The following is a 23,227-nucleotide window of genomic DNA, read 5'->3' as shown; positions in this document are numbered from 1 at the left end:
TAAAAAATCCCAAATTCCAATAAAAGTTATCAATTGGAATTTGGGATTTAAAATATTGAAATATTTTTTAACTATTCTTCGTCGTCATCATCGTCAAAGTTGTCAGATGGTTCGTCATCGTCGTCATCGTCGTCATCGCCATCGTCAGATCCACCTTTATCTTTTAGCAAATCTTCTTCAATATCATCATCATCGCTTGATGCATCATCATCTTCATCAATTCCTGCAATTGGAATGATTGGTTCGATTACTGAATCTAAATCGTCATCTTCATCAAATTTTTCCATTCTGCTCGCCAATTTAGTACTTACTTTAACTAAATAAATAGTATCTTCTGTACGTACTTCAACAGCTTCAACTAATTCGTTTTGTGCATTTCTAAATCGGATGATATCGCTATCATCATATCCTTCAGGAAATTTCTCTACTAATAAGTTTAAAATATCGCCAGTTAGCTTAGCATAATCAACAATAACTCTTCTCATAAATGTATTTTATTGGTCTAATAAATATGCAAAAATTAATGGAGCAACAATGGTTGCATCCGACTCAATGATGAACTTTGGAGTATGAATATCCAATTTACCCCAAGTGATTTTTTCATTTGGAACCGCACCTGAGTACGAACCATAACTAGTGGTTGAATCTGAAATCTGACAGAAATAACTCCAAAACGGAATATCATGCATTTCCATATCTTGGTACAACATTGGTACTACGCAAATAGGAAAATCTCCTGCAATTCCTCCACCAATCTGGAAGAAACCTACACCTTTACCACTTGAATTTTTTGGATACCAATCGGCTAACCACATCATGTATTCAATTCCACTTTTCATTGTAGTTGGTTTGAATTCACCTTTAATACAATAAGAAGCAAAAATATTACCCATGGTACTGTCTTCCCAACCTGGAACTACAATAGGAAGGTTTTTTTCTGCTGCCGCAACCATCCAAGAATCTTTAGGATCAATTTCATAATATTGCTCTAAAACTCCAGAGTTAATCATTTGATACATAAATTCATGCGGAAAATAACGCTCACCTTTTGAATCGGCATTATTCCAAATATCATATAAGTGCGATTGTAATCTTCTGAAAGCTTCTTCTTCAGGAATACAAGTATCGGTAACTCTATTGTAGTGATTTTCTAACAAATCCCATTCTTCTTGCGGAGATAAATCTCTGTAGTTTGGAACTCTTTTGTATGAATTGTGAGCAACTAAATTCATGATATCTTCTTCAAGATTGGCTCCAGTACATGAAATAATATGTACTTTATCTTGACGAATCATTTCTGCTAGCGATTTTCCTAACTCAGCAGTACTCATGGCACCAGCTAAAGTTATCATCATTTTTCCATTTTCTAGTAAATGTTGCTCATATCCTTTGGCAGCATCTACTAAAGCAGCTGCATTGAAGTGAAGATAATTCTTCTCAATAAACTGACTTATTGGTCCTTTGCTCATTTTGTGTGTTTAATGTTTATTATTGTAGTTTGGTCCTCAAAGAAAAACTATTTTTTGAAAACTTCAAACTGTTTTATTTATTATTTACTATATCCTAAAATTTTCATTACATCTTCAGCTGTTTGCTGCTCAGAAAATAATTCGGTAGCTATAATTCCGTTTTTATCTCGGTCTATTAAAATATGCTTTGGTTGTGGAATTAAACAGTGGTGCAATCCTCCAAAACCACCAATAGTTTCTTGATAAGCTCCAGTGTTGAAGAAACCTATATACAATGGTTTTTCCTTATTGTATTTTGGTAAATAAATGGCATTCATATTTTGTTCAGAGTTGTAATAATCATCACTATCACAAGTCATTCCACCAAGTAAAACTCTTTCGTAAGTATCATTCCATCTATTTACAGCAAGCATGATAAATCGTTTGTTGATTGCCCAAGTATCAGGCAATGTAGTTATGAATGAAGAGTCAATCATGTTCCAAGCTTCTCTATCATTTTGTTGTTTTTGATACAAAACTTGATAAATGGCTCCACCTGATTCACCAACGGTAAACGAACCAAATTCTGTAAAAATATTTGGCACATCAACTTCAGCTTCTTCACAAGCAATTTTTATTTGATTTATGATTTCATCAATCATATATTGATAATCATATTCAAAGGCAAGAGAGTTTTTGATTGGAAAACCACCACCAATATTTAATCCGTCTAACGAAGGGCATTCTTTTTTTAATTGAATATAAACCTTAATACATTTTACTAATTCATTCCAATAGTAAGCAGTATCGTTTATTCCTGTATTAATGAAGAAGTGAAGCATTTTCAACTCCAATCGATCATTTTCTTGAATTTGTTTTTTATAAAATTGAACTATGTTTTTATATCCAATTCCAAGACGTGACGTATAAAACTCAAATTTTGGTTCTTCTTCGGCAGCAATTCTAATTCCAATTTTGAATTTTCCTTTAATTTCTGCTTGAAGTAAATCCAATTCCTCATAGTTATCAATAATTGGAATTGTATTTTTATGACCATTATTGATTAATCTTGCAATATTGGTAACATATTGATCTCTTTTAAAACCATTGCAAATTACATAAGTGCTTTTGTTGATTTTACCATTCTCTAATAAATTTTCAACAATGTTAATGTCAAATGCAGATGAAGTTTCAACATGAATATTATTTTTAAAAGCTTCACTCATGATGTATTCGAAATGAGAGCTCTTAGTGCAATAACAATAGTAATATTTACCTTCATAATTATTTTTTTCCATTGCATTACGGAACCAATTTTTAGCTCTTTTAATGTTATTAGAAATTTGAGGTAAATAAGTAAATTTTAATGGTGTACCATATTGCTCAACCAATTTCATTAAATCGATGTTATGAAAAAGGAGTTCACTATCTTTATTTAATGTAAATTCTTCTTGAGGAAAATAATAAGTTTGATTAATTAGGTCGAAATATTTTGTATTCATTTGATTTTGAAAATTAATTAGATTATTTAAATAACAGTTAATCTAATTTTCTCAAACCCTAATATTAGCATAAACTATAGGAAGTTTTTCAGTTTCAGATTTGAATAATTCTAAAAACAAGCCTAAAATAGTCCGAATAGATGTTAAAAACGCAACACATAGTACTTGAAAACCAGAATTGGTTTTTAGCGTGAAAGTGCTATTGGTAGTAGTGTTAGTATTGTTTTTCATCAGGACAAATGTAAAAAATAAAATTACCGAATTGCAATAATTTTTATAAAAATATATTACGATTTATAATCTCGAAAGCTATTAATAATTAATTCATTTTCAACAGATTGATTTATGATGATTTTTCCAATACCATTTATTAATGCAAATTGAACTTTTCCGTACTCATTTTTCTTATCGTGAATGAGTAAATTTTGGATAGAAATAATGTCTTCATCACTAAAATTATGAGGTTCATAAATGTTAGAAATAATATATTTAATTTGATGAAACTCCTCGTTAGAAAGTAATCCTTTTTCTTTTGAAAGGTAACTTTCTAAAATCATTCCAATAGCTATGGCTTCACCATGTAAAAGCGGTCTTTCCGATTCTAAAAAATGACTTTCAATTGCATGACCTAGAGTGTGACCAAAGTTTAATGCTTTTCGAATGCCATTTTCTGTAGGATCTTGTTTTACAATTTCGTTTTTAATTTCAATAGAACGGTAAATTAAAGCATCAAAATCAGCAAAATCAACTTTAGTTAAATCTAAAAATTGTTCCCAATAATTTTTATCATAAATCAAACCATGCTTTAGCATTTCTGCTAATCCAGAACGCATTTCTCTTTGAGACAAAGTTTCAAGAAAATCGGTAGAAATCAACAACATTTTCGGAACATTAATTACACCGATTTGGTTTTTTAAATTTCCTAAATCAACTCCATTTTTTCCACCAATTGAGGCATCAACCATTCCTAATAACGTAGTTGGAACGTTTATAAAATCAATTCCTCTTTTGAAAGTAGAAGCAATAAAACCGCCAATATCTGTGATAACGCCACCACCTAGATTAATTATCAAACTTTTTCTGTCAGCTCCAAGTTCAGATAAAATTGACCAAATTTCAACACAAGTTGTAATATTTTTGATTTCTTCACCTGCTTCAATTTCAATTATTTCAATCGGAATTTCTGTAGCCAAATTGGGTAAAAATTTTGGAAGACAATACTCATTAGTATGCTCGTCAACTAAAATGAAAATAGAGGAATAATTATTTTTAGATATAACGAGGTTTATTTTTTCATATCCAGTTTCATTGAAAAATATTTGGTAACCGTTGGCTTCGATAGATTGCATACAAATTTTATTTTGAACAAAAATAGAGATAATATTTTATCCATTTAAACTTTAGCGATAACTTATTTTTTAGTTAAAATTCTTTTAGCTTAGTGTAAAATGATTACTTTTGTTTAATTAAAATTTATAAAAGTTAAACAAAATATAGTTTGAAACCGATAATTGCAACCTCAGAAAAAGAAAATTTAACTGATATTCAGATTGATAGAATAATAGAAATGGCTTGGGAAGACCGAACACCATTCGATGCTATTAAGTTTCAGTTTGGCTTAACAGAAGCCGAAGTAAAGGCTTTAATGAAAAAAGAATTGAAATTTAGCAGCTATAAATTGTGGCGTGAAAGAGTTGAAAATTGCAAAACAAAACATGTGGCTAAACGTGTTGAAGGCATTGACCGATTTAAATGCAATTTGCAACGTTCAATTTCAAACAATAAAATTTCTAAACGTTAAAAAATGGAAAGTAAGAAACCAGATAATGTAGTTTTTTCAGAAGAAGAAGGTTACAATGCGAGTTTGTTGTCTTATTCTACAAGTGTTGGCGCGCCAGTTATCAAAATGGACGATGTTGTATCATGGAAAAGTAGAGGAATAAGCAATGTAAATAAAGAGTTTGAAAATAAGTTTAATGAGCTTAAAATCCAATACGAAAAATTGATGCAAGAATTTGAATGGAACGAATTGGTTTACAACTCCAAGTTCTCATTTGAACCAGTTATTGGTGAGATTTATCACTTGTATGCAAATAATGACGGAACAAATTCTCTTTCATTAATAGCTCCAAACGAATGGAATAAAGAACATATTGGAACTTTCAAATTGAATAGTGAAAGAAAATGGGTTCATCTTTTATAAATTAAATTTCAAATGAGTAAAATTCATATCAATAAAGACCAAATAGAACAACTTGAAAAACAAAAAAGAGTTCATCTAATAAATAGTTTAGGAGGTTTTAAGAGTGTAAGTTTAGTTGGAACTTCTGATGAAAATGGTAACGAAAACTTAGCGATTTTTAGTTCGTTTTTTCACATTGGAGCCAATCCACCATTGATAGGATTGATTTTTAGACCAAGTCCACCAGAGCGTGATTCGATGCGAAATATTTTGGATACAGGGTTTTTTACAATCAATCATATTAATGAATCCATTTACAAGCAAGCACATCAAACTTCAGCTCGATACGATAAAGGAATTTCTGAATTTGATGCAACTAATTTAAAATCAGAATATAAAAACAACTTTCATGCGCCATTTGTAGCAGAAAGTAATATTCAATTAGGAGTAGAATTTAAAGAAATAATTGATATTTCTATAAATAGTACATCTATGATTATAGGAGAAATTACTCAAATTTATATTCCTGAAAATTGTTTGCTAGAAGATGGATTTATTGATTTAGAAAAAGCCAATACTATCACCTGTTCGGGTTTAGATAGTTATCATAAAACCATACAATTAGACCGATTAAGCTACGCAAAACCAGATAAAGAAATTACCTCATTACTCTAAAAATTGAATAAAAAAGCTATAAATATTGTTTGGTTCAAACGTGATTTACGTTTTACAGATCACGAACCACTTTATTTGGCTCAAAAAGAGGAAATTCCGGTTGTTTTTGTTTACTTTTTCGAACCTTCGGTAATGAAATTTGATGATTCTGATGTGCGTCATTGGCGTTTTGTTTACGAATCGATTCAAGAAATGCAAACCAGATTAAAATCTGTTGATACTGAAATCTACCTTTTTCATAATGAAGTGAATGAGGTTTTTGAAGAATTAGCAAAAATATACGATATCAAATCGGTTTTCTCACATCAAGAAATTGGAAATAAAGTCACTTTCGATAGAGATATCGCAATGCAACGTTTTTTTGATTCTAATGAAATTTATTGGAAACAATCACAAATGCATGGTGTGATTCGCAAGTTGAAATCTAGAATCAATTGGGATAAACGTTGGGAACATGTGATGCGAGCAGAACCCAAAATGATTGATTTGAATTCGTTCCTATTCGAAAATTTGGAGGCTAATTTGTATCAAAATTTAAAAGGAAATGAACTTCCAACAGAAATAACAACACGAAATAAAGACTTTCAACAAGGCGGTGAATATTGGGCTTGGCGTTATTTAGATAGTTTTGTTAAAGAACGTCATGTGAATTATAGCAAACACATTTCCAAACCCAATTTAAGTCGAACAGGTTGCAGCCGATTGTCACCTTATTTGACTTATGGAAACATCAGTATGCGAATGGTTTACCAATACACAAATCAGCATTACGAAGTGTCCAAAAACAAAAGAGCTATGTTGAATTTTGTTTCACGTTTGCATTGGCATTGCCATTTTATGCAAAAATTTGAAGACGAATGCCAAATGGAATTTGAAAATGCAAATCGAGCTTATGATTCTTTAATAAAACCTAAAAATGAAACCTATATAAAAGTTTGGCAAGAAGGCAAAACAGGAGTTCCAATCGTAGATGCTTGTATGCGATGTTTGGTTCAAACTGGTTATATCAACTTCAGAATGCGAGCCATGGTAGTTTCATTTTTTACTTTTAATCTCTGGCAGGATTGGCGTGAATTGCATTTTTTGGCAAGACAATTTTTAGATTATGAACCAGGAATTCATTATCCACAAATTCAGATGCAATCGGGAACCACAGGAATTAATACAATTAGAATTTATAATCCAATTAAAAACTCCGAAGAACACGATTCAGAAGGTATTTTTATCAAAAAATGGATTCCAGAATTGGCTGAAGTTCCTGTAGAATTGATTCACGAGCCTTGGAAATTAAATGCAATAGAACAACAATTTTACAATTGCGAAATTGGTAATGATTATCCATTTCCAATTGTGGATATTGATGAAACTCGAAAAAAAGCTAGTGATATCGTTTGGAGTTTCCGTAAAAATGATGCTGTCAAAGAAGAAGGAAAACGAATCTTAAAGAAACACGTTAGTAACCCAAATAAACCTAAAAATGCGAGGAGTAAAAAAGCAAAACCTTCCAAGTAAAACATGTATTGTTTGCCAAAAACCATTTAATTGGCGCAAAAAGTGGGAGAAAGTTTGGGACGAAGTAAAGTATTGTAGTGATAAGTGTAAAATGAATAAAACAAAATAGCCACAGATTCACAGATTAGTAACTAAATAAAAAAATCTGTGAATCAGTGGCAAATAAAAATGATAATGCCAAAAACCTTAAGATTAATTCTCGGAGATCAATTAAATAGTAATCATTCTTGGTTTAAAACTGTAGATGAATCGGTTACTTATGTGATGATGGAAATTCGTTCCGAAACCGATTATGCTAAACATCACATTCAAAAAGTAGTTGGGATATTTGCTGCAATGCAAGATTTTAAAAATAATTTACTAACTAACAATCATAAAGTTATCTATATTCATCTAAATGATAAAAACAACTTCCAATTCTTTGAGAAAAATATTCAAAACTTAATTTCCAAACATAATTTTAAACATTTTGAATACCAATTACCAGATGAATATCGCGTTGATTTGGATTTAAAAAATCTCTGTAAATCTATTTCAATTTCTAGTGCTGCAGTTGATTCAGAACATTTTTTTACTTCTCGAAATGAACTCGGAGATTTCTTTGAAGGCAAGAAAATCTATCTAATGGAAAGTTTTTATCGTGCCATGCGAAAAAAACACAATGTCATGATGGAAGGCGATAAACCGCTCACAGGACAATGGAATTATGATGGAGAAAACCGAAAGAAATTACCAAAAAATCATAAACCAATTGCACCTTTAGTTTTCAATAATGATGTTTCTGAAATTTATAATGAGATTACAAAAACCGATGTCAAAACCATTGGAACTATAGATGCTAAAAACTTTGTTTGGCCAATAAACAGAGAACAATCATTACAATTATTAGATTTTTTTGCTGAAGAATGTTTGCAATTGTTTGGAAGTTATCAAGATGCAATGACGCCAAACGAATGGTCATTATATCATTCTCGAATTTCATTTTCGATGAACGTAAAAATGATTTCACCTAAAGAAGTAATCGATAGATGTATCGAAGAATGGAAAAAGCGTCCAAATGAAATAGAATTCAATCAGTTAGAAGGTTTTGTGCGTCAAATAATTGGTTGGCGCGAATACATGAGAGGCATTTATTGGAACAAAATGCCTGAATTTGCCTCAATGAATTTCTTCAACAATCAAGAAAAATTACCAAATTGGTTTTGGACAGGAAAAACCAAAATGAATTGCATGAAAGATGCCATAAATCAGTCCTTAAATTATGCGTATGCTCATCACATTCAACGCTTAATGATTACAGGAAATTTTGCACTTTTAGCAGGAATTCATCCAGACGAAGTTGATGCATGGTATCTCGGAATTTACATCGATGCCTTCGAATGGGTTGAAATTACTAATACTCGTGGCATGAGTCAGTTTGCTGATGGCGGAATTGTAGGCACAAAACCTTATGTAAGTTCGGCAAGTTATATCGATAAAATGAGTCATTATTGCGGAAGTTGTTTCTACAAAAAAGCATTAAAAACTGGAGATAAAGCTTGTCCATTCAATAGTTTGTATTGGAATTTTTATGACAGAAATGAAGATAAATTAGGGAAAAATCCACGAATCGGAATGATGTACAACGTTTGGCGAAAAATGAAACCCGAAGACAAAACAGCCCTATTAGAACAAGCTGATTATTATTTGAAAAATATAAATGAATTATGAGAAGGAGTATAGTTTGGTTTAAAACTGATTTAAGATTACATGATAATGAAACACTTATCAAAGCGATTGCTCAAAGCGATGAAATTATTCCAGTATATTGTTTTGATGACTCTCAATTTGAAACTACAGAATTTGGTTTCAAGAAAACTGGAAATTTTAGAGCCCAATTTTTATTAGAATCCTTATTTGATTTGGATAAAAACTTACGAGCAATTGGTTCAGGATTATTGATTTTAAAAGGAAAACCTGAAGTTGAAATTCCGAAAATTGTACAAGAATACAAAGTATCAAAAGTTTTTGCAAAACGTGAAGTTTCCTATGAAGAAAAGCAGACAGAAGCTAGAGTCCAAGAGGAATTATTCAAATTGAAATGTGAACTTAAAACATTCAGCACAAGTACATTATATCATGCTGAAGATTTGCCGTTTTCAATAAAAGATATTCCAGATGTGTTTACCAATTTCAGAAAAAAAACAGAGAAAGATTCTTTTATCAGAGTATCATTTGAAGAACCAAAAGAGTTAAAATCTCCTGAAATACAATCTTTAAAATTACCAACTTTAGAAGAATTAGGTTTGGATTTTCAGCCAATAGATTCAAGAGCAGTTTTACCATTTAAAGGTGGTGAAACAGATGCAATAGCTAGACTAAATCACTATTTTTTCGAAACTAAGTGCATTTCAGAATATAAAGAAACTCGAAACGGATTGGTTGGCGCCGATTATTCATCAAAGTTTTCGGCTTGGTTGGCTTTGGGTTGTATTTCACCAAGATTTATTCATGATGAATTGAAAAAATACGAAAAAGAATTCGGAGCCAATGAATCGACTTATTGGTTGGTTTTTGAGTTGTTGTGGCGTGATTATTTTAGATTTATGATGAAAAAATACAACGCTAAATTCTTTCAACAAGCTGGAATTCAAAGCAAAGGAATTCCTGTAAACAAACACAATACAAGTCAACTCCAAGAATGGATTGATGGCGAAACAGGAGTCGATTTTGTTGACGCCAATATGATTGAATTAAAGTTAACAGGTTTCATGAGTAATCGTGGTCGTCAAAATGTGGCAAGTTATTTATGTAATGATTTAAAACTCGATTGGCGTTATGGAGCAGCTTATTTTGAACAGCAACTAATTGATTATGATGTTTGTAGCAATTGGGGTAATTGGGCTTATTTGGCTGGAGTAGGAAACGATCCTAGAGGAAATCGTTATTTTAATATTGAAAAACAGGCTTCCGATTATGATAAAGATAAAAAGTATAGGAATTTGTGGTTAAAATCATAAAATTAATTCTAAAACTCTATTTATATTTGCATAATTAATAAAATTTCGATGGACAAAATTTTCAACAATACTGAAGTTGCTTTCTCATTAAAAAGTGATACTGAATTAGACAGAGCTTATTTTCTTTTCAAAATGATTGCCAATGAACCATTGGTTAGAATTGGAACTGCAGTTACCAACTTTGCTTTAAAAGCACATTTACCAGTGGATGGTTTGATACGTGCCACTGTTTTCGACCATTTTTGTGGTGGTGTAAATGAAATCGATTGCCTTTCAGTTGTTGATAAAATGTATACCAAAGGTGTTTCATCGGTTTTGGATTATTCAGTAGAAGGTAAAGAAGAAGAAACGCAATTTGATGCGGCTTTAGAAATGACTTTAAAAACAGTTGAGTTTGCTAAAGAACGTCAGGCGATTCCGTTTGCGGTTTTTAAACCAACTGGTTTAGGTCGTTTAGATTTATATACAAAAGTAGGAGAGAAGCAACCACTTTCTGCAGATGAACAAGCAGAATGGGATAAAGTTAAAGAACGTTTTGAAATTATATGTAAAACAGCTCATAGTAAAGATGTAGCCTTATTAATTGATGCTGAAGAAAGTTGGATGCAAGATGCAGCAGATGATTTGGTAGAAGACATGATGCGCAAGTACAACAAAGAAAAAGTGATTGTTTTCAATACTTTACAAATGTACCGTTGGGACAGAATGGATTATCTAAAAGCATTGCACGAAAGAGCAAAAGCTGATGGATTTTATATCGGAATGAAACTAGTTCGTGGAGCTTATATGGAAAAAGAGCACAAACGTGCCGAAGAAAATGGTTATCCAACTCCAATTTGTGCTTCTAAACAAGCAACGGATGATAACTATAATGTTGCTGTTGATTACATGATGAAACACATCGATAAAATGGCGATCTTCGCTGGAACGCACAATGAAGAAAGCTCTTATAAATTGATGGAAATGTTGAAAATCAATAATATTGAAATAAAAGATCAAAGAATTTGGTTTGGACAACTTTACGGAATGAGTGATAACATCAGTTATAACTTAGCTTCACACGGATACAATGTTGCAAAATATTTACCTTTTGGACCAGTTCGAGATGTGATGCCTTACTTAATTCGACGTGCCGAAGAAAATACTTCTGTTGCCGGACAAACTAGTAGAGAGTTGAATTTATTGAAAGCAGAAAGAGAACGAAGAAAATCAAAATAAAAAAAATAAATCCCAAGTGAATAGCTTGGGATTTTTATTTGTTTATTTATTTAATAATTCAGTTACTATATCCTGAAACTTTTTTTTATTAATAATTGTCAAAAAATTAAACTTATTTGGTCTTAAGTCAAAAAGAGCAGCTTGATTTAAATGTACAAGGAAAATTATAGATTCATTTTTAAACTTAATATTCATCAATATTTTTCTGTCTTCTACAAAAACATCACAACAGTCATCTTTATACTTAAACACAGATTTTAATTCAATAAGTTCTCTATTAGAAATTTCTTTTTTATTGATAAATAAATTATTGATATCATTATAATTTTTCAAATCAATTTTTTTATCAACTTCAATTAGTTTAATACTTTTAATTGAATTCCAATCATAATCTATTTTTTTATTATTTTCTTGAGAAAACACTGTATTTGATAGTATTGTGAGGAATAAAATATATAAATGTCTTTTCATAATTCTTAATTGCTAATTATTTCTAATATTCACTGAACTGCAAATTACTCAAATTCTTATAAATACCATTTTCAATTTCGAGTAGTTCTTTGTGCGTTCCTTTTTCTGCTATTTTTCCTTCGTTTAAAACTAATATTGCGTCTGCACTTCTTATTGTTGAAAGTCTGTGTGCAATTATAATACTCGTTCTACCTTCCATTAAATTTTCTAAAGCTTCTTGTACTAATTTTTCACTTTCACTATCTAATGATGAAGTTGCTTCGTCCAAAATTAGAATACTTGGATTTTTCAACAAAGCTCTTGCTATTGCAATACGTTGACGTTGTCCACCAGAAAGTTTTATACCGCGTTCTCCAACCAATGTATCGAATTTTTCTGGAAATCCGTTTACGAAATCTAAGGCGTTGGCTTGTTTGGCTGCAATCATAATTTCTTCTTCGGTGGCATTTGGTTTTCCGTAAGCAATGTTTTCACGAATGCTTCCACCAAATAAAATCACATCTTGCGGAACGATACTCATATTGCCACGAAGATTTTCTAAATCATAATCGTAGATATTCTTGTCGTCAATTAAAATTTGTCCAGCATCAATATCATAAAAACGCAATAGGAGTGAAGAGATTGTTGATTTTCCGGCACCACTCGGACCAACAATGGCAATTTTCTGACCATAGTTTGCTGTAAAATTTACATCTTTCAACACTTGAATTTCTGGTCGTGATGGATAACTAAATTGTACATTTTGAAATGAAACATTTCCTTTTATTTTTTCAGTGGATTGATTTTGATTGGAGTTTATCTTTTCTGGAGTTTCGTCTAACAACTCAAAAACACGTTCGGTTGCTCCAACTGCTTTTTGAATTTGAGTGTACAATTCCGCAATTCCGCCAGAAGAGGCACCAACATAAGTGGAATATAATACGAAGGAAATTAAATCACCAACGGTCATTTCACCTTTAATACTCAAGGTAACTCCATACCAAACTACGGCAACTATAGTCCCGAATAGGCAAAAGATGATGAATGAAGCGAAATATCCGCGATAGTTTCCTCCTTTGATAGCAACTTTTACAACTTCTGAAATCTTGTTTTTATAGCGTGCAATTTCGTACCATTCGTTCGCAAAAGCTTTTACAACGGTAATTGCTTGCAAAGATTCTACCACAATATTTTGACTATCGGCAACTTGATCTTGTAAGTTTTTAGAATATTTTCTGATGAACCTACCAAAAATTACTGCAGCTACAGCAACTAAAGGCACAATCGAAATCATCATTAAAGTTAATTTTAAATTGATGCTTGCCAATAAAATAAAACTTCCGATAATTAGAATAAATTGTCTTAAAAATTCAGCAATTGTAGTTGCCAAAGTATCTGAAATCTGATTGATGTCAGTGCTAATTCTGCTGTTTAATTCGCCTGCGCTTTTTTGAGTAAAGAATGGCATAGGCAGTTTTATCAAATTACTGTAAAGAGCCAATCGTAAATTTGCTAATGTATTTTCGGTGTAATTTACAAATAATGAGATTCTAAAAAAGGAGAAAAAAGATTGTAGAAATAATATTCCGACTAATCCTAAAGCTATCGAATTGGCTTTTGATAAATCGTTGTTTTTTACACAATCAATTAAAATTCCCATAAGTTTTGGAAATGCTAATGCTGTTCCGCCAGTTAGTAAAAGGAAAAACAATCCCAAATAGAATTTCCATTTATGGTTATCAGCATATTTGAATATTAAAAGAGCTTTACTTAATGTACTTGCGTTGAGTTTGGCTTTTGGAAGGTCGTTTTCTTGAAATCGCGCCATTTTTTTTCTTGTAAAAGTAACTAATATTGCTGTGCCATTTTTTTTTACAAATGCTAATATTTTGTGAAAAAAAATCCGCTTTGCTTTCACAAAACGGATTTGAATTTACTCAGAAACTACTTATTTCTTTTTAGTTTCGTCTTTATCATTTTTGGTATCCATCATTTCCATTAATTTCATTCCAAGTAAACCGCTAATTCCACCTTCGGAACCATTTGCACCTGAAATTAATACATCTGGAATCACTTTGATGTTTCCTTTACCAATTTCTTCGGTAATTTTGTATTTAGTAAAGTTATCACCACCCATTGCTGAAACTTGTAACTGATAAGCTTCTGCAGTTGATTTACCAATTGCCATAATTTTCTCAGCTTCTGCTAAACCTGTTTTCGAGATTTTTTCAGCTTCTGCACTTGCATTAAGTTTTGTAGCTTCTGCTTGTGCTCCAGCTCTTGCTTTTGTAGCTTCCGCTTCTGCATTTGCACGCATTTTTGTAGCTTCTGCTTCAGCATTTACGTTTAACTTTAAACTTGTTGCATCACCTTCTGCTTTTTTAACGGTTGCATCAGCTGTTCTTTGAGCAATTTCAACACTTTGAGAAGCTTTTACAATTTCTTTTTGCATATCTGCAATCGCAGTTTCTTTTTCTACACCTTGACGTTGTTCTTGCGCCATTCTTTGTGTTTGATATGTTTTTTGCTCTTCTTCAGCAATTTTTCTATCGGTCAAAGTTTTCATTAATGAATCTGGTGGAACAATGTCTCCAATCAAGGTATCTACTGCATTTACGTTGTATTCATCTAAAACTGCTTTGATATGATTCTTAGCCGATTCTTGTCTTTCTTTACGTGTACTTAAGAACGAAATCACATCACTATCTTGTGCAGAGTTTCTAAAATAGTTACCAATTGTTGGTTCTAAAACTTGTGAAACTAAATTGGTCATGCTTCCAAAACGTGCAATAACTTTTGGTGCTTCATTTGCCGGAACGTGAATGATTTGTGCCACATCTAAATTAAATGGGAAACCATCTTTTGAACGCACTGTGATAGTAGATAAGTTTTTATCTAAATCATGTGATTCACTTCTAGCATTTGCCCAATTCAAAACTAAGTTTGTTGTTGGAACAGGTTCAAGTTTTGTCGTGTATTTATTCAAGGCATATTTTCCTGGACCAAAAGGTTCCATCCAAACACCACGTTGTCCTTTAGAAACAATATTTCCGTGTTTGAAAGTTTCGCCTGTTACGTCTTTTCCGTCTTCACCGATATAAGAAATAACTACTCCTACATAACCAATTGGCACATCGGTCATTGGGTTTTGTTCAATTTGAATTGCCCAAGAATTGATGTAATAGGATCCAGCTAACATCACTTGAGGTTGCAAACCTCTGTTTCCGCCTTGTTCCAAGAAAAAATCAAAGTCTTGAAAGTTATTGTGTCCGTCTACATATTTACCTGCAATTTGTCCTTGTGGAATTGGATCACCATCAAGAGCTGTTACAATTCCGACCATGTTTTCAAATATTTTGATTTGGTCAGCCATTACAATTTCAAATAAAAAGGTATTAATACGATACGAACCAGTTGTAATAAAAGCCGATTGACGTCCTTTTTGTCCACCATTGTTTAAGAAAGCTGTTGCGTCTTGAAAGTTATCGCTATCCACTTTTCTTGCTAAGATGCGTCCTGTTGGAATTTCTTTTCCGTCTTTACTTAAAACCAATCCAATTTTTCCTTCCGGAATGATTGTAAATGCTGTCATATCAACAGAATATTGCCAAATCCACATTCCCCAATATAAACCTGGAGCAAGTGTTTGTGCTTGAAAACCAGCTTCACCTTTGGTAGCAATAATTCTTCCATCAGGTAGCGATTTGTCTGTTCCAAAAAGCACGAATTTCTTAGTAACCAAACCAATTTTGTCTTCAGGAACGATGACCATTCCGAAGAAAACTCTTAAAACAAATTTGTAAAAAATAATAGATAATACAATAGGTATCAACCACCACAAAGTAAAAAATGTTGTCATGTTATAAAATTTAATAAATAAAAAAAAGGTTTTTGATTTTGATAGAATCCGATTTGGAAATAAATAGTAAATCAGGTAGTTTGCTTACCACAAATTCAAAGTACTAGTTGGTTTTGAATTTAGTTTTTGAATTACAACACTTTATTGTGTCATTCTAGTTCTATTTTTAAATCTCTAATTATACGATGTACTTGTTAAAAAGTTACAAATTTTTGATACAATTATTTTTATAAAAAGTATAATAAATTAATTATCAATATTTTATAAATAAAAAAAAAACTCCAAGTTGTCTTGAAGTTTACGTGTTAAATTTGAAATAGAATAGTTACAAATTTATCTCAGTTATACAATTTACTTTTTCTCAAAACTCATAGTAAAATAATCACTTTTAAGAATTATAGTTTTTTCATTTAATAATTCGATTTCTGCATTTCCTCCAATATCATTGATTTCATCATTGGATTTTTGAAATATGGTTTTACCATCTTCAGATAAATTAAATGTTCCATTACCAATAGTTTTGTCTTCAGCATTAGTAGTGATAAAATTGCCTTTAGCATCAAAACATACTTCATTATTAATTGCGTCTTTTATAATTTCTGACGAGTTCTCAATTTCTGTTTTCAATTCAAACTTTGTTACTTTCCAACAGCCAATAATTTTTTGTGAATTGGTGCTTTGTGCAATGGAATTTGTGCATACAAAAAATAAAAGAAAAGTGAAAATCGTTTTAAATGGCTTCATATTTTTAATTTTAAAGATATTCAAATATAAAAAAAAAACTCCAAGTTTCCCTGAAGTTTATATCTAATATCTAAAATCTAAAATCTAAAATCTAAAATTAAATCTATTCCGATTCGTCCATAGTATGATAAACGTTCATTACGTCATCATCTTCTTCAATCTTTTCGATTAGTTTTTCTACGTCAGCAATTTCAGCTGCGGTTAATTTTTTAGTTACTTGTGGAATTCTTTCAAAACCAGAAGATAAAATTTCAATTCCTCTGTTTTCTAATTCTTTTTGGATGGCTCCAAAACTTCCAAAAGGTGCGTAGATTAAAATTCCGTCTTCGTCAGCAAAGATTTCTTCTGCTCCAAAATCGATGAATTCTAATTCCATTTCTTCAATGTCAATATTGTTGTTTGGAATTCTGAAATTACATGTATGGTCAAACATAAATTCTACCGAACCTTGCGTTCCCATAGTTCCATTGCATTTATTGAAGTAACTTCTAATGTTTGCAACCGTTCTATTATTATTGTCAGTTGCTGTTTCAATTAAAAGTGCAATTCCGTGTGGTGCATAACCTTCAAAAAGTTGCTCTTTATAGTTGGCAGTATCTTTGTCAGTTGCTTTTTTGATGGCACGTTCTACGTTTTCTTTTGGCATGTTTGCTGCCTTCGCATTTTGAATAACAGCACGTAAACGAGAGTTGGCTTCCGGATTTGGACCACCTTCTTTTACAGCCATTACAATATCTTTTCCGATACGAGTAAACGCTTTAGCCATTGCTGACCAACGTTTCATTTTTCTACCTTTTCTAAATTCGAACGCTCTTCCCATTTCTTATTTTTTATTTCAACATTGAACATTCAACATTGAATATTCAACGTTTCAACATTTACTTATTATTTACAGATTGCAAAAGTACTTTTTTCAACAAAATTTCAAAAGAAACTTACGCTTTTTTATAAAACGGCATTTTCACCACTTTAGCAGCAATTTTTTTATCTCTAATTACGATGTAAATTTTAGAATCTGCTGCTGCGAACTCGGTTTTTACGTAACCCATTCCGATGGCTTTTCCTAAACTTGGTGCTTGTGTTCCTGAAGTTACAATTCCGATGTTGTTTCCGTCTGCATCTACAATTTCGTAATCGTGTCTTGGAATTCCTCTGTCGATTAATTCAAATCCTACTAATTTTCTAGAAACTCCAGCTTCTTTTTGAGCTTTTAAGTTTTCAGAATTGGTGAATTCTTTTGTGAATTTTGTAATCCAACCCAAACCTGCTTCTAATGGTGAAGTTGTATCGTTGATGTCGTTTCCGTATAAACAGAATCCCATTTCTAAACGCAATGTATCTCTTGCAGCTAATCCAATTGGTTTGATTCCGAATGCTGCACCAGCTTCAAAAACTTTGTTCCAAACTTGTTCTACTTCTGAATTTTTACAGTAAATTTCAAATCCACCAGAACCAGTGTAACCTGTTGCAGAAATGATTACGTGCTCAATTCCAGCAAAATCAGCTACTTCAAAATGATAGTATTTTATAGCAGACAAATCTACAGAAGTCAAACTTTGCATAGCTTCAACCGCTTTTGGACCTTGAATAGCAAGCAATGAATAGTTATCAGAAAGGTTTTTCATTTCTGCACCAAAAGTATTGTGTGACGAAATCCAATCCCAATCTTTATCGATGTTGGATGCGTTTACTACTAATAAATATTGTTCGTCTTTGATTTTGTACACAATTAAATCATCTACAATTCCGCCATCGTTGTTTGGTAAACAAGAATATTGTGCTTTACCGTTTTCAAGCGTTGAAGCATCGTTAGACGTAACTTTTTGGATTAAAGCCAAAGCATTTTCACCCGAAATTAGAAATTCGCCCATGTGAGACACGTCAAAAACACCAACACCATTTCTAACAGTTTCGTGTTCTGCGTTGACTCCTTCGTATGAAACAGGCATATTGTAACCTGCAAACGGAACCATTTTTGCTCCTAATTCTTCGTGAATGTGCGTTAAAGCTGTATTTTTCATTACCTATTTTAGTTTGTATGTTTGAGGCGCTAAAATAGTGATTTTTGTAGAATTGACATTGCTTGGAATGGAAATTTATTTATGGGTTTTTGGAAATAAAAAAACGCAAAGTCAGGAGACATTTGTGTAGCTTTTTATGGGAACACTTTACCGAGTATCAATAATTTAATAGCCATTATTTGTTAACTAAATTTCTAAGGTCATATCGTATCTGTGCATTCCTACTTCATAATAATCGTTTGTTATTTTTGTTACTTTAAATCCATATTTTTCAAAGAAACCATATGAATATTGTGTTGTATCAATAATTACTGGAAACTTAGGGTTAAGTAGTTTTATTTGTTCAATTCTATATTTTAATAGCTTTTCGCCATATCCCATTTTATGATAATCTTTGTGAACAAATCCCCAAGCCAATGAAATTATACCATTATTGTCTTTATCTCCAAACCCACCACAACCAATTATTTTGTTTTCATAATAGATTACATAAAATTGAGCTTTGTTATCGATGTTTTCAAGTCTTGTTAAAAAGGCCTCGAAGTCTTGTATCTCATCATTTGTGAAATAAATAGGGACATTACTCTTAAAAGCGTTTATGCAACCAAGTCTGTCTGTATTTAAATATTTTTTTATCTGAACTTCCATTTTTTTCTTTTGACAATTTACGTTTTCAAAATAACAGCTAACATTATATAGCTTTGAGTCTGCTGCAAACACTGACCAAAACAAAACTACGTAATTAAATTGAAAGATAAAATTGAAATCACCAGCTTATCGTCCACGAAGATAAAATAGTAAGATTGACGTGATTGGAATGGAAATTTAGTTGACGGTTTTTTGAAATAAAAAAACGCAAAGTCAGGAGACATTTGCGTAGCTTTTCATGGGAACACTTTGAGGAGCTCTGGTTTATGTATTTTTACTATTAGAATCTTGTTCTTATAGCGGTAGCTGCATTGTTGATGGCGCCTTGAATAGCATTTCTTAGGTTTTCATAGTCTTCGCCTTTTTTCCAATTACCATCCATCTTAGCCACCGTCTGAAAGTTGTCTTGTTGCAACAAAGAATTGTCACTCAAATCTACTGTTTCTGTAACAACGTTAACATAGCCGTCTTTTTCTAGTTCTATAAGACCATAATAGCTTACTAGTAAACCGTACTTCACATTGATGTACATGACTTCATCTACATTGAGCGCTGCTTTTAAGTCTCTAAAGTCCTTTTTACTGTACTTTTTATCAGAGTTGGGTTTGTTAAATTGTATCATGTTTTTGTAATCTAATCTTTGTTCAATGAAGACAAAATCCTTATTTTTTTCTTTTAAAATACTCGTGATTTCGGCTTTTAAGGTTTCTTTTACATTGAATTTTGGTTCCACTTTCTTCAAGGGCTCGGTAAAACGGTTTCCTGGTGTTAGTGCCATATCAAGTAAACCTTGTCCTCCAGCCTTCGCCATACCGATACTATCTACTTGCAGGATGATGCCTACTTTTTTGTTGTTATAAAATTCTTGTTTTAGAGGAATAAGACTTACACAACTGCTCATTAGTAATACAAGAGTCATTCCCAAAGTTAATTTTAATAAATTCATAGATTTTTTTAATTAAAGTTATTATTTAGAGGTTATTATTTATGTTTATATGTGCAAAAGTCTTTCTTGTATTGCCTTTGCTATTTTGCTTTTGGGTGCTTTTCGTTTTATATAGATTAGGGTTAAGCACACTTTTTAAATGTAAACACGTAGTTGAATTTTATTTTAATGAAAACCGTAAAGTGGTAAAAAAATAATTTACAACCATTTTTTTTCGCTTTCAGTAGCGTCCAAAACATCGATATTAAAGATTAATTTGAACTTTTCGGCTACTTTGAAAGCGTCGTTTTTATCTTGTGTTTTGTAAAAGGTAATGTGCTTGTTGCTGTTGTAAAATAGGTTGAGCAAAATGATGTCGTTTTGTAAGGTGGTTTCGGCGGTTATCACGCGTACGGTTTGGTTTTCGCTAGTTTTAAAAACCGATACGTACTCAAACTTAGGACAAGGTTTCCATTTGCCAAAATGAAATCCAAATAGGGAATGAATGCTTCTATAAGTGGAATTATCTAAATCAATTTCGGAGCCTTCGGTTAACAAGAAATTAATGCCTATGGCAATAAAAATAGCGCCAAAAACAATGCTGGCTGTAAAAGATAGTAATCCAAGCACAACAATGCTATAACCCAGAATCTTTTTTAAAAGTGGTACTTCTTTAAGGTAAATTATTTTATTCATATACTGATTTTTTCTAGTTGATTAGGTCGCTAAAGTATTTCTTTTTTTATTTCTAAAACTAAGTAGAACTACCTATTTTATTCAAAGATATAAAAGTGTTTTGTTAGTATTTTACGGAAAACCGTAAAGAGGTAAAAAATAATTTACAACCATTTCTTTTCGCTTTCAGTAGTATCCAAAATATATATCATTATAATTTCATAAGTTCAGAAAAAACAAGATAGATTCCCAATAGAAAAAGTCCAAATAGACCTCCAATTATTCGTATTTTATAACCATCTATTGGTTTCTTACTTTTTGTCATTTCTCTCACAAAAAGCCAAAAAGAAACAATCGATAAAAATAGACCAAGTAATAAATTATATAAGTTCATTTAATCAGTTTTATAATTTAATTTTTACTTTTTTGAAATTTCCGTTTTCAACTTCATTCCATTTATCTTCTCCGATTAAATAATATTTCTTTTTCTCTTTAATTATTCGATTTTCAAAATCCTTGTCTTCTGATATGAATGCATCAGTTTCTGCAATCATTTTCCAAGTTTTGTTTTTATAAGACCAAACGGAAATGTTATTCCACCAACCTTCATTTGTTCGGGAAAAAACTAATATTTCATTTGCGTTGTCATTATTAACATCTTCAGTTTTCACAACAACAATCCCTAAGCTTTGCGCAAAACTAATTTTCGGAATATTTTTTTTAAATTCAATATTTATGTCGCAATTATTTTTTCCGCACTCAATTTCATTTGTTTCAATATTCCATTTATAATTCACATATGCAGTGTCATTAATTTTATCATTATCAAAATCTCCAACAAAAAACTTTCTGTTCTCGGTTTCGATTTTCTTTTGAACAGGTTTTTCTATTTTCGAGTTTTTCGAAATTCTATTTTTTGTTTTAGTTTCACAACCGTAAGTAACTAAAACTAAAATTAAAAATATGATTTTCATATTTATGTTTTTGTTTTTTCTGTGTTCCGCCAAACTGACTAGTAACTTGTAAATAGGAGCATGTTTATAATGTAAATTCATAAAATTGATTGTAATCGTCAGTAAGCATTAGTATATATTAAAATACTAAACTATCTTTTTTCCTTCAATAATTACGCTATCAATTAAATCGGTTCCGAAGCAATAGGGTAGTTGGTAGAATGAAGTAACTTCTTTACTTATAATGACATTGGCTTTTTTACCTAAAGTGATACTTCCGTGTGTTTTTTCTAATCCCATGGCGTAGGCGCCGTTTATTGTGGCTGCATTTATGGCTTCTTCTGGCGTCATTTTCATTTTGATGCAAGCTGTAGCAACTACAAAATTCATATTACCAGATGGAGTAGTTCCTGGATTGAAATCGGTGGCTAAAGCTAAAGGTAAACCTGCCTTCAACATTCGGCGTGCTGGCGTGTAAGGAATGCTGATAAAATAGGAGCAAGAAGGCAAAGCCACTGGCATGGTTTCGGTATTTTTTAGAGCTTCAATATCTTCGTCGGTAACTACTTCAAGATGATCTACCGAAAGTGCGTTGTGTTTTACGCAAGCTGCAATTCCGTTAATGGCGTTGAATTGGTTAACGTGTATTTTGGAACGCAATCCGTATTTTTTTCCAGCTTCCATGATTCTTTCGGTTTCTGCTACAGAGAAATAACCAGTTTCGCAGAATGCATCGATATAATCTGCTAGATTTTCTTGAGCAATTTTTGGAAGCATTTCGTTAACAATCAAATCAATATAACCAGAATGGTTTTCTTTGTATTCAACAGGAAATGCATGTGCGCCAAGAAAAGTAGCTTTTATAGCAATTGGATAATTTTGAGCAAGTTTCTTAATCACTCGAAGCATTTTGATTTCGCCATCAACAGTCAAACCATATCCCGATTTGATTTCGACAGCTCCAGTTCCTTGTTTCATGACTTCTTCAAGACGAGCTTTCGATTGGTTGTAAAGTTCTTCTTCTGAAGTTTCGTTTAGTTTTTTGGCTGAGTTTAAGATGCCACCACCACGATTGGCTATTTCTTCGTAACTCAATCCATTGATTCTATCTACAAATTCTTGAATACGATTGCCAGCATAAACTATATGTGTATGACTGTCGCACCAAGCTGGAAGCACTACTTTTCCGGTGGCATCGATAGTTTCATCAGTATTAATCTTTGGGCAATTTTCCATTAAACCGAAGTCGGCAATTAGGTCGTTTTCTATTAATAAATAAGCGTTTTTTATAGAAGGTAAAATAGCCATTTCGCTGCCAGAAACTTTTCTAATGGATGCGTCTCTAATTTGAAGTAGCTCTTGAATGTTGGTGATTAGTGTTGTCATGAAACTAAATTTCCGTAAAATTACTTTTTA

General features: G+C 31.7%; 25 protein-coding genes. 8 read left to right on the top strand and 17 right to left on the bottom strand.

Annotated features, from left to right (window positions below; translation table 11 throughout):
* Positions 1 to 71: 71 nt before the first annotated feature.
* From ACIQ06_RS13780 to aroB, 5 genes are all read right to left on the bottom strand, one after another.
* A complete protein-coding gene (locus ACIQ06_RS13780) occupies positions 72 to 485 on the bottom strand; it encodes a DNA primase (protein WP_396147268.1) in 414 nt (137 codons plus the stop codon).
* A 9-nt stretch (positions 486 to 494) separates the two neighbouring features.
* Positions 495 to 1,469 (bottom strand): deoxyhypusine synthase family protein, encoded by a 975-nt coding sequence (locus tag ACIQ06_RS13775; protein ID WP_344816278.1) that lies wholly within the window; start codon positions 1,467 to 1,469, stop codon positions 495 to 497.
* Between the two features lie 80 nt (positions 1,470 to 1,549).
* On the bottom strand, positions 1,550 to 2,950 hold the full coding sequence (locus tag ACIQ06_RS13770) for an arginine decarboxylase (protein ID WP_396147266.1): 1,401 nt from the start codon (positions 2,948 to 2,950) through the stop codon (positions 1,550 to 1,552).
* 51 nt (positions 2,951 to 3,001) lie between these two features.
* Complete coding sequence (locus tag ACIQ06_RS13765; RefSeq protein WP_396147265.1) at positions 3,002 to 3,181, bottom strand: hypothetical protein; 180 nt, start codon at positions 3,179 to 3,181, stop codon at positions 3,002 to 3,004.
* 56 nt (positions 3,182 to 3,237) lie between these two features.
* Positions 3,238 to 4,299, bottom strand: coding sequence for a 3-dehydroquinate synthase (gene aroB / locus ACIQ06_RS13760; RefSeq protein WP_396147263.1), 1,062 nt, complete (start codon positions 4,297 to 4,299; stop codon positions 3,238 to 3,240).
* A gap of 149 nt (positions 4,300 to 4,448) precedes the next feature.
* On the opposite strand from aroB, the gene ACIQ06_RS13755 reads away from it, so the two are divergent.
* The 8 genes from ACIQ06_RS13755 to ACIQ06_RS13720 all read left to right on the top strand — a co-directional run bounded on the left by ACIQ06_RS13755 (position 4,449) and on the right by ACIQ06_RS13720 (position 11,536).
* Positions 4,449 to 4,751 (top strand): TIGR03643 family protein, encoded by a 303-nt coding sequence (locus ACIQ06_RS13755; protein ID WP_344816280.1) that lies wholly within the window; start codon positions 4,449 to 4,451, stop codon positions 4,749 to 4,751.
* Between the two features lie 3 nt (positions 4,752 to 4,754).
* Positions 4,755 to 5,153: a DUF2452 domain-containing protein gene (locus ACIQ06_RS13750; RefSeq protein WP_396147260.1), complete on the top strand. Its 399-nt coding sequence runs from the start codon at positions 4,755 to 4,757 to the stop codon at positions 5,151 to 5,153.
* A 12-nt stretch (positions 5,154 to 5,165) separates the two neighbouring features.
* A complete protein-coding gene (locus ACIQ06_RS13745; RefSeq protein ID WP_396147258.1) occupies positions 5,166 to 5,807 on the top strand; it encodes a flavin reductase family protein in 642 nt (213 codons plus the stop codon).
* A gap of 3 nt (positions 5,808 to 5,810) precedes the next feature.
* Positions 5,811 to 7,319 (top strand): deoxyribodipyrimidine photo-lyase/cryptochrome family protein, encoded by a 1,509-nt coding sequence (locus tag ACIQ06_RS13740; RefSeq protein ID WP_396147256.1) that lies wholly within the window; start codon positions 5,811 to 5,813, stop codon positions 7,317 to 7,319.
* Positions 7,285 to 7,428, top strand: coding sequence for a DUF2256 domain-containing protein (locus ACIQ06_RS13735; RefSeq protein WP_396147254.1), 144 nt, complete (start codon positions 7,285 to 7,287; stop codon positions 7,426 to 7,428). Before ACIQ06_RS13740 ends, ACIQ06_RS13735 begins: the two co-directional genes overlap by 35 nt.
* A gap of 65 nt (positions 7,429 to 7,493) precedes the next feature.
* Complete coding sequence (locus ACIQ06_RS13730; RefSeq protein WP_396147252.1) at positions 7,494 to 9,029, top strand: cryptochrome/photolyase family protein; 1,536 nt, start codon at positions 7,494 to 7,496, stop codon at positions 9,027 to 9,029.
* A complete protein-coding gene (locus ACIQ06_RS13725; RefSeq protein WP_396147250.1) occupies positions 9,026 to 10,318 on the top strand; it encodes a DASH family cryptochrome in 1,293 nt (430 codons plus the stop codon). The genes ACIQ06_RS13730 and ACIQ06_RS13725 overlap by 4 nt, the downstream gene beginning before the upstream one ends.
* Before the next feature lie 48 nt (positions 10,319 to 10,366).
* Positions 10,367 to 11,536 carry a proline dehydrogenase family protein gene (locus ACIQ06_RS13720; protein WP_396147248.1) on the top strand — a complete coding sequence of 390 codons (1,170 nt, stop codon included), beginning with the start codon at positions 10,367 to 10,369 and terminating at the stop codon, positions 11,534 to 11,536.
* A gap of 42 nt (positions 11,537 to 11,578) precedes the next feature.
* Here ACIQ06_RS13720 and ACIQ06_RS13715 read toward each other — a convergent pair whose 3' ends face one another.
* The 12 genes from ACIQ06_RS13715 to hutI form a co-directional block, all read right to left on the bottom strand.
* Entirely contained in the window at positions 11,579 to 11,959 is a 381-nt protein-coding gene (locus ACIQ06_RS13715; protein ID WP_396147246.1) for a hypothetical protein, read from the bottom strand.
* A gap of 70 nt (positions 11,960 to 12,029) precedes the next feature.
* The gene (locus tag ACIQ06_RS13710; RefSeq protein WP_396147244.1) at positions 12,030 to 13,814 is read right to left on the bottom strand and encodes an ABC transporter ATP-binding protein; all 1,785 of its coding nucleotides are present in this window, start codon (positions 13,812 to 13,814) and stop codon (positions 12,030 to 12,032) included.
* A 120-nt stretch (positions 13,815 to 13,934) separates the two neighbouring features.
* Positions 13,935 to 15,845, bottom strand: a complete 1,911-nt coding sequence (locus tag ACIQ06_RS13705) for an SPFH domain-containing protein (protein ID WP_396147242.1) — start codon at positions 15,843 to 15,845, stop codon at positions 13,935 to 13,937.
* 351 nt (positions 15,846 to 16,196) lie between these two features.
* Entirely contained in the window at positions 16,197 to 16,589 is a 393-nt protein-coding gene (locus ACIQ06_RS13700; protein WP_396147239.1) for a hypothetical protein, read from the bottom strand.
* A gap of 103 nt (positions 16,590 to 16,692) precedes the next feature.
* Complete coding sequence (locus tag ACIQ06_RS13695; protein ID WP_396147237.1) at positions 16,693 to 17,409, bottom strand: YebC/PmpR family DNA-binding transcriptional regulator; 717 nt, start codon at positions 17,407 to 17,409, stop codon at positions 16,693 to 16,695.
* 115 nt (positions 17,410 to 17,524) lie between these two features.
* Positions 17,525 to 18,610: a glycine cleavage system aminomethyltransferase GcvT gene (gene gcvT / locus ACIQ06_RS13690; RefSeq protein ID WP_396147235.1), complete on the bottom strand. Its 1,086-nt coding sequence runs from the start codon at positions 18,608 to 18,610 to the stop codon at positions 17,525 to 17,527.
* A gap of 186 nt (positions 18,611 to 18,796) precedes the next feature.
* Entirely contained in the window at positions 18,797 to 19,258 is a 462-nt protein-coding gene (locus tag ACIQ06_RS13685; RefSeq protein ID WP_396147233.1) for a GNAT family N-acetyltransferase, read from the bottom strand.
* A 280-nt stretch (positions 19,259 to 19,538) separates the two neighbouring features.
* Positions 19,539 to 20,159 (bottom strand): hypothetical protein, encoded by a 621-nt coding sequence (locus ACIQ06_RS13680; RefSeq protein ID WP_396147231.1) that lies wholly within the window; start codon positions 20,157 to 20,159, stop codon positions 19,539 to 19,541.
* A gap of 243 nt (positions 20,160 to 20,402) precedes the next feature.
* A complete protein-coding gene (locus tag ACIQ06_RS13675; RefSeq protein ID WP_396147229.1) occupies positions 20,403 to 20,879 on the bottom strand; it encodes a hypothetical protein in 477 nt (158 codons plus the stop codon).
* A gap of 190 nt (positions 20,880 to 21,069) precedes the next feature.
* Entirely contained in the window at positions 21,070 to 21,252 is a 183-nt protein-coding gene (locus tag ACIQ06_RS13670; protein ID WP_396147227.1) for a hypothetical protein, read from the bottom strand.
* Positions 21,253 to 21,262: 10 nt separating this feature from the next.
* The gene (locus tag ACIQ06_RS13665) at positions 21,263 to 21,832 is read right to left on the bottom strand and encodes a hypothetical protein (RefSeq protein WP_396147225.1); all 570 of its coding nucleotides are present in this window, start codon (positions 21,830 to 21,832) and stop codon (positions 21,263 to 21,265) included.
* A gap of 126 nt (positions 21,833 to 21,958) precedes the next feature.
* Complete coding sequence (gene hutI / locus ACIQ06_RS13660) at positions 21,959 to 23,197, bottom strand: imidazolonepropionase (protein WP_396147222.1); 1,239 nt, start codon at positions 23,195 to 23,197, stop codon at positions 21,959 to 21,961.
* Positions 23,198 to 23,227 lie beyond the last annotated feature (30 nt).

This window comes from Flavobacterium sp., from assembly GCF_044341265.1.
Classification (GTDB): Bacteria; Bacteroidota; Bacteroidia; order Flavobacteriales; family Flavobacteriaceae; genus Flavobacterium.
Note: the sequence above shows the minus strand (reverse complement) of the source record. Positions and strands in the feature narration are given on the sequence as shown.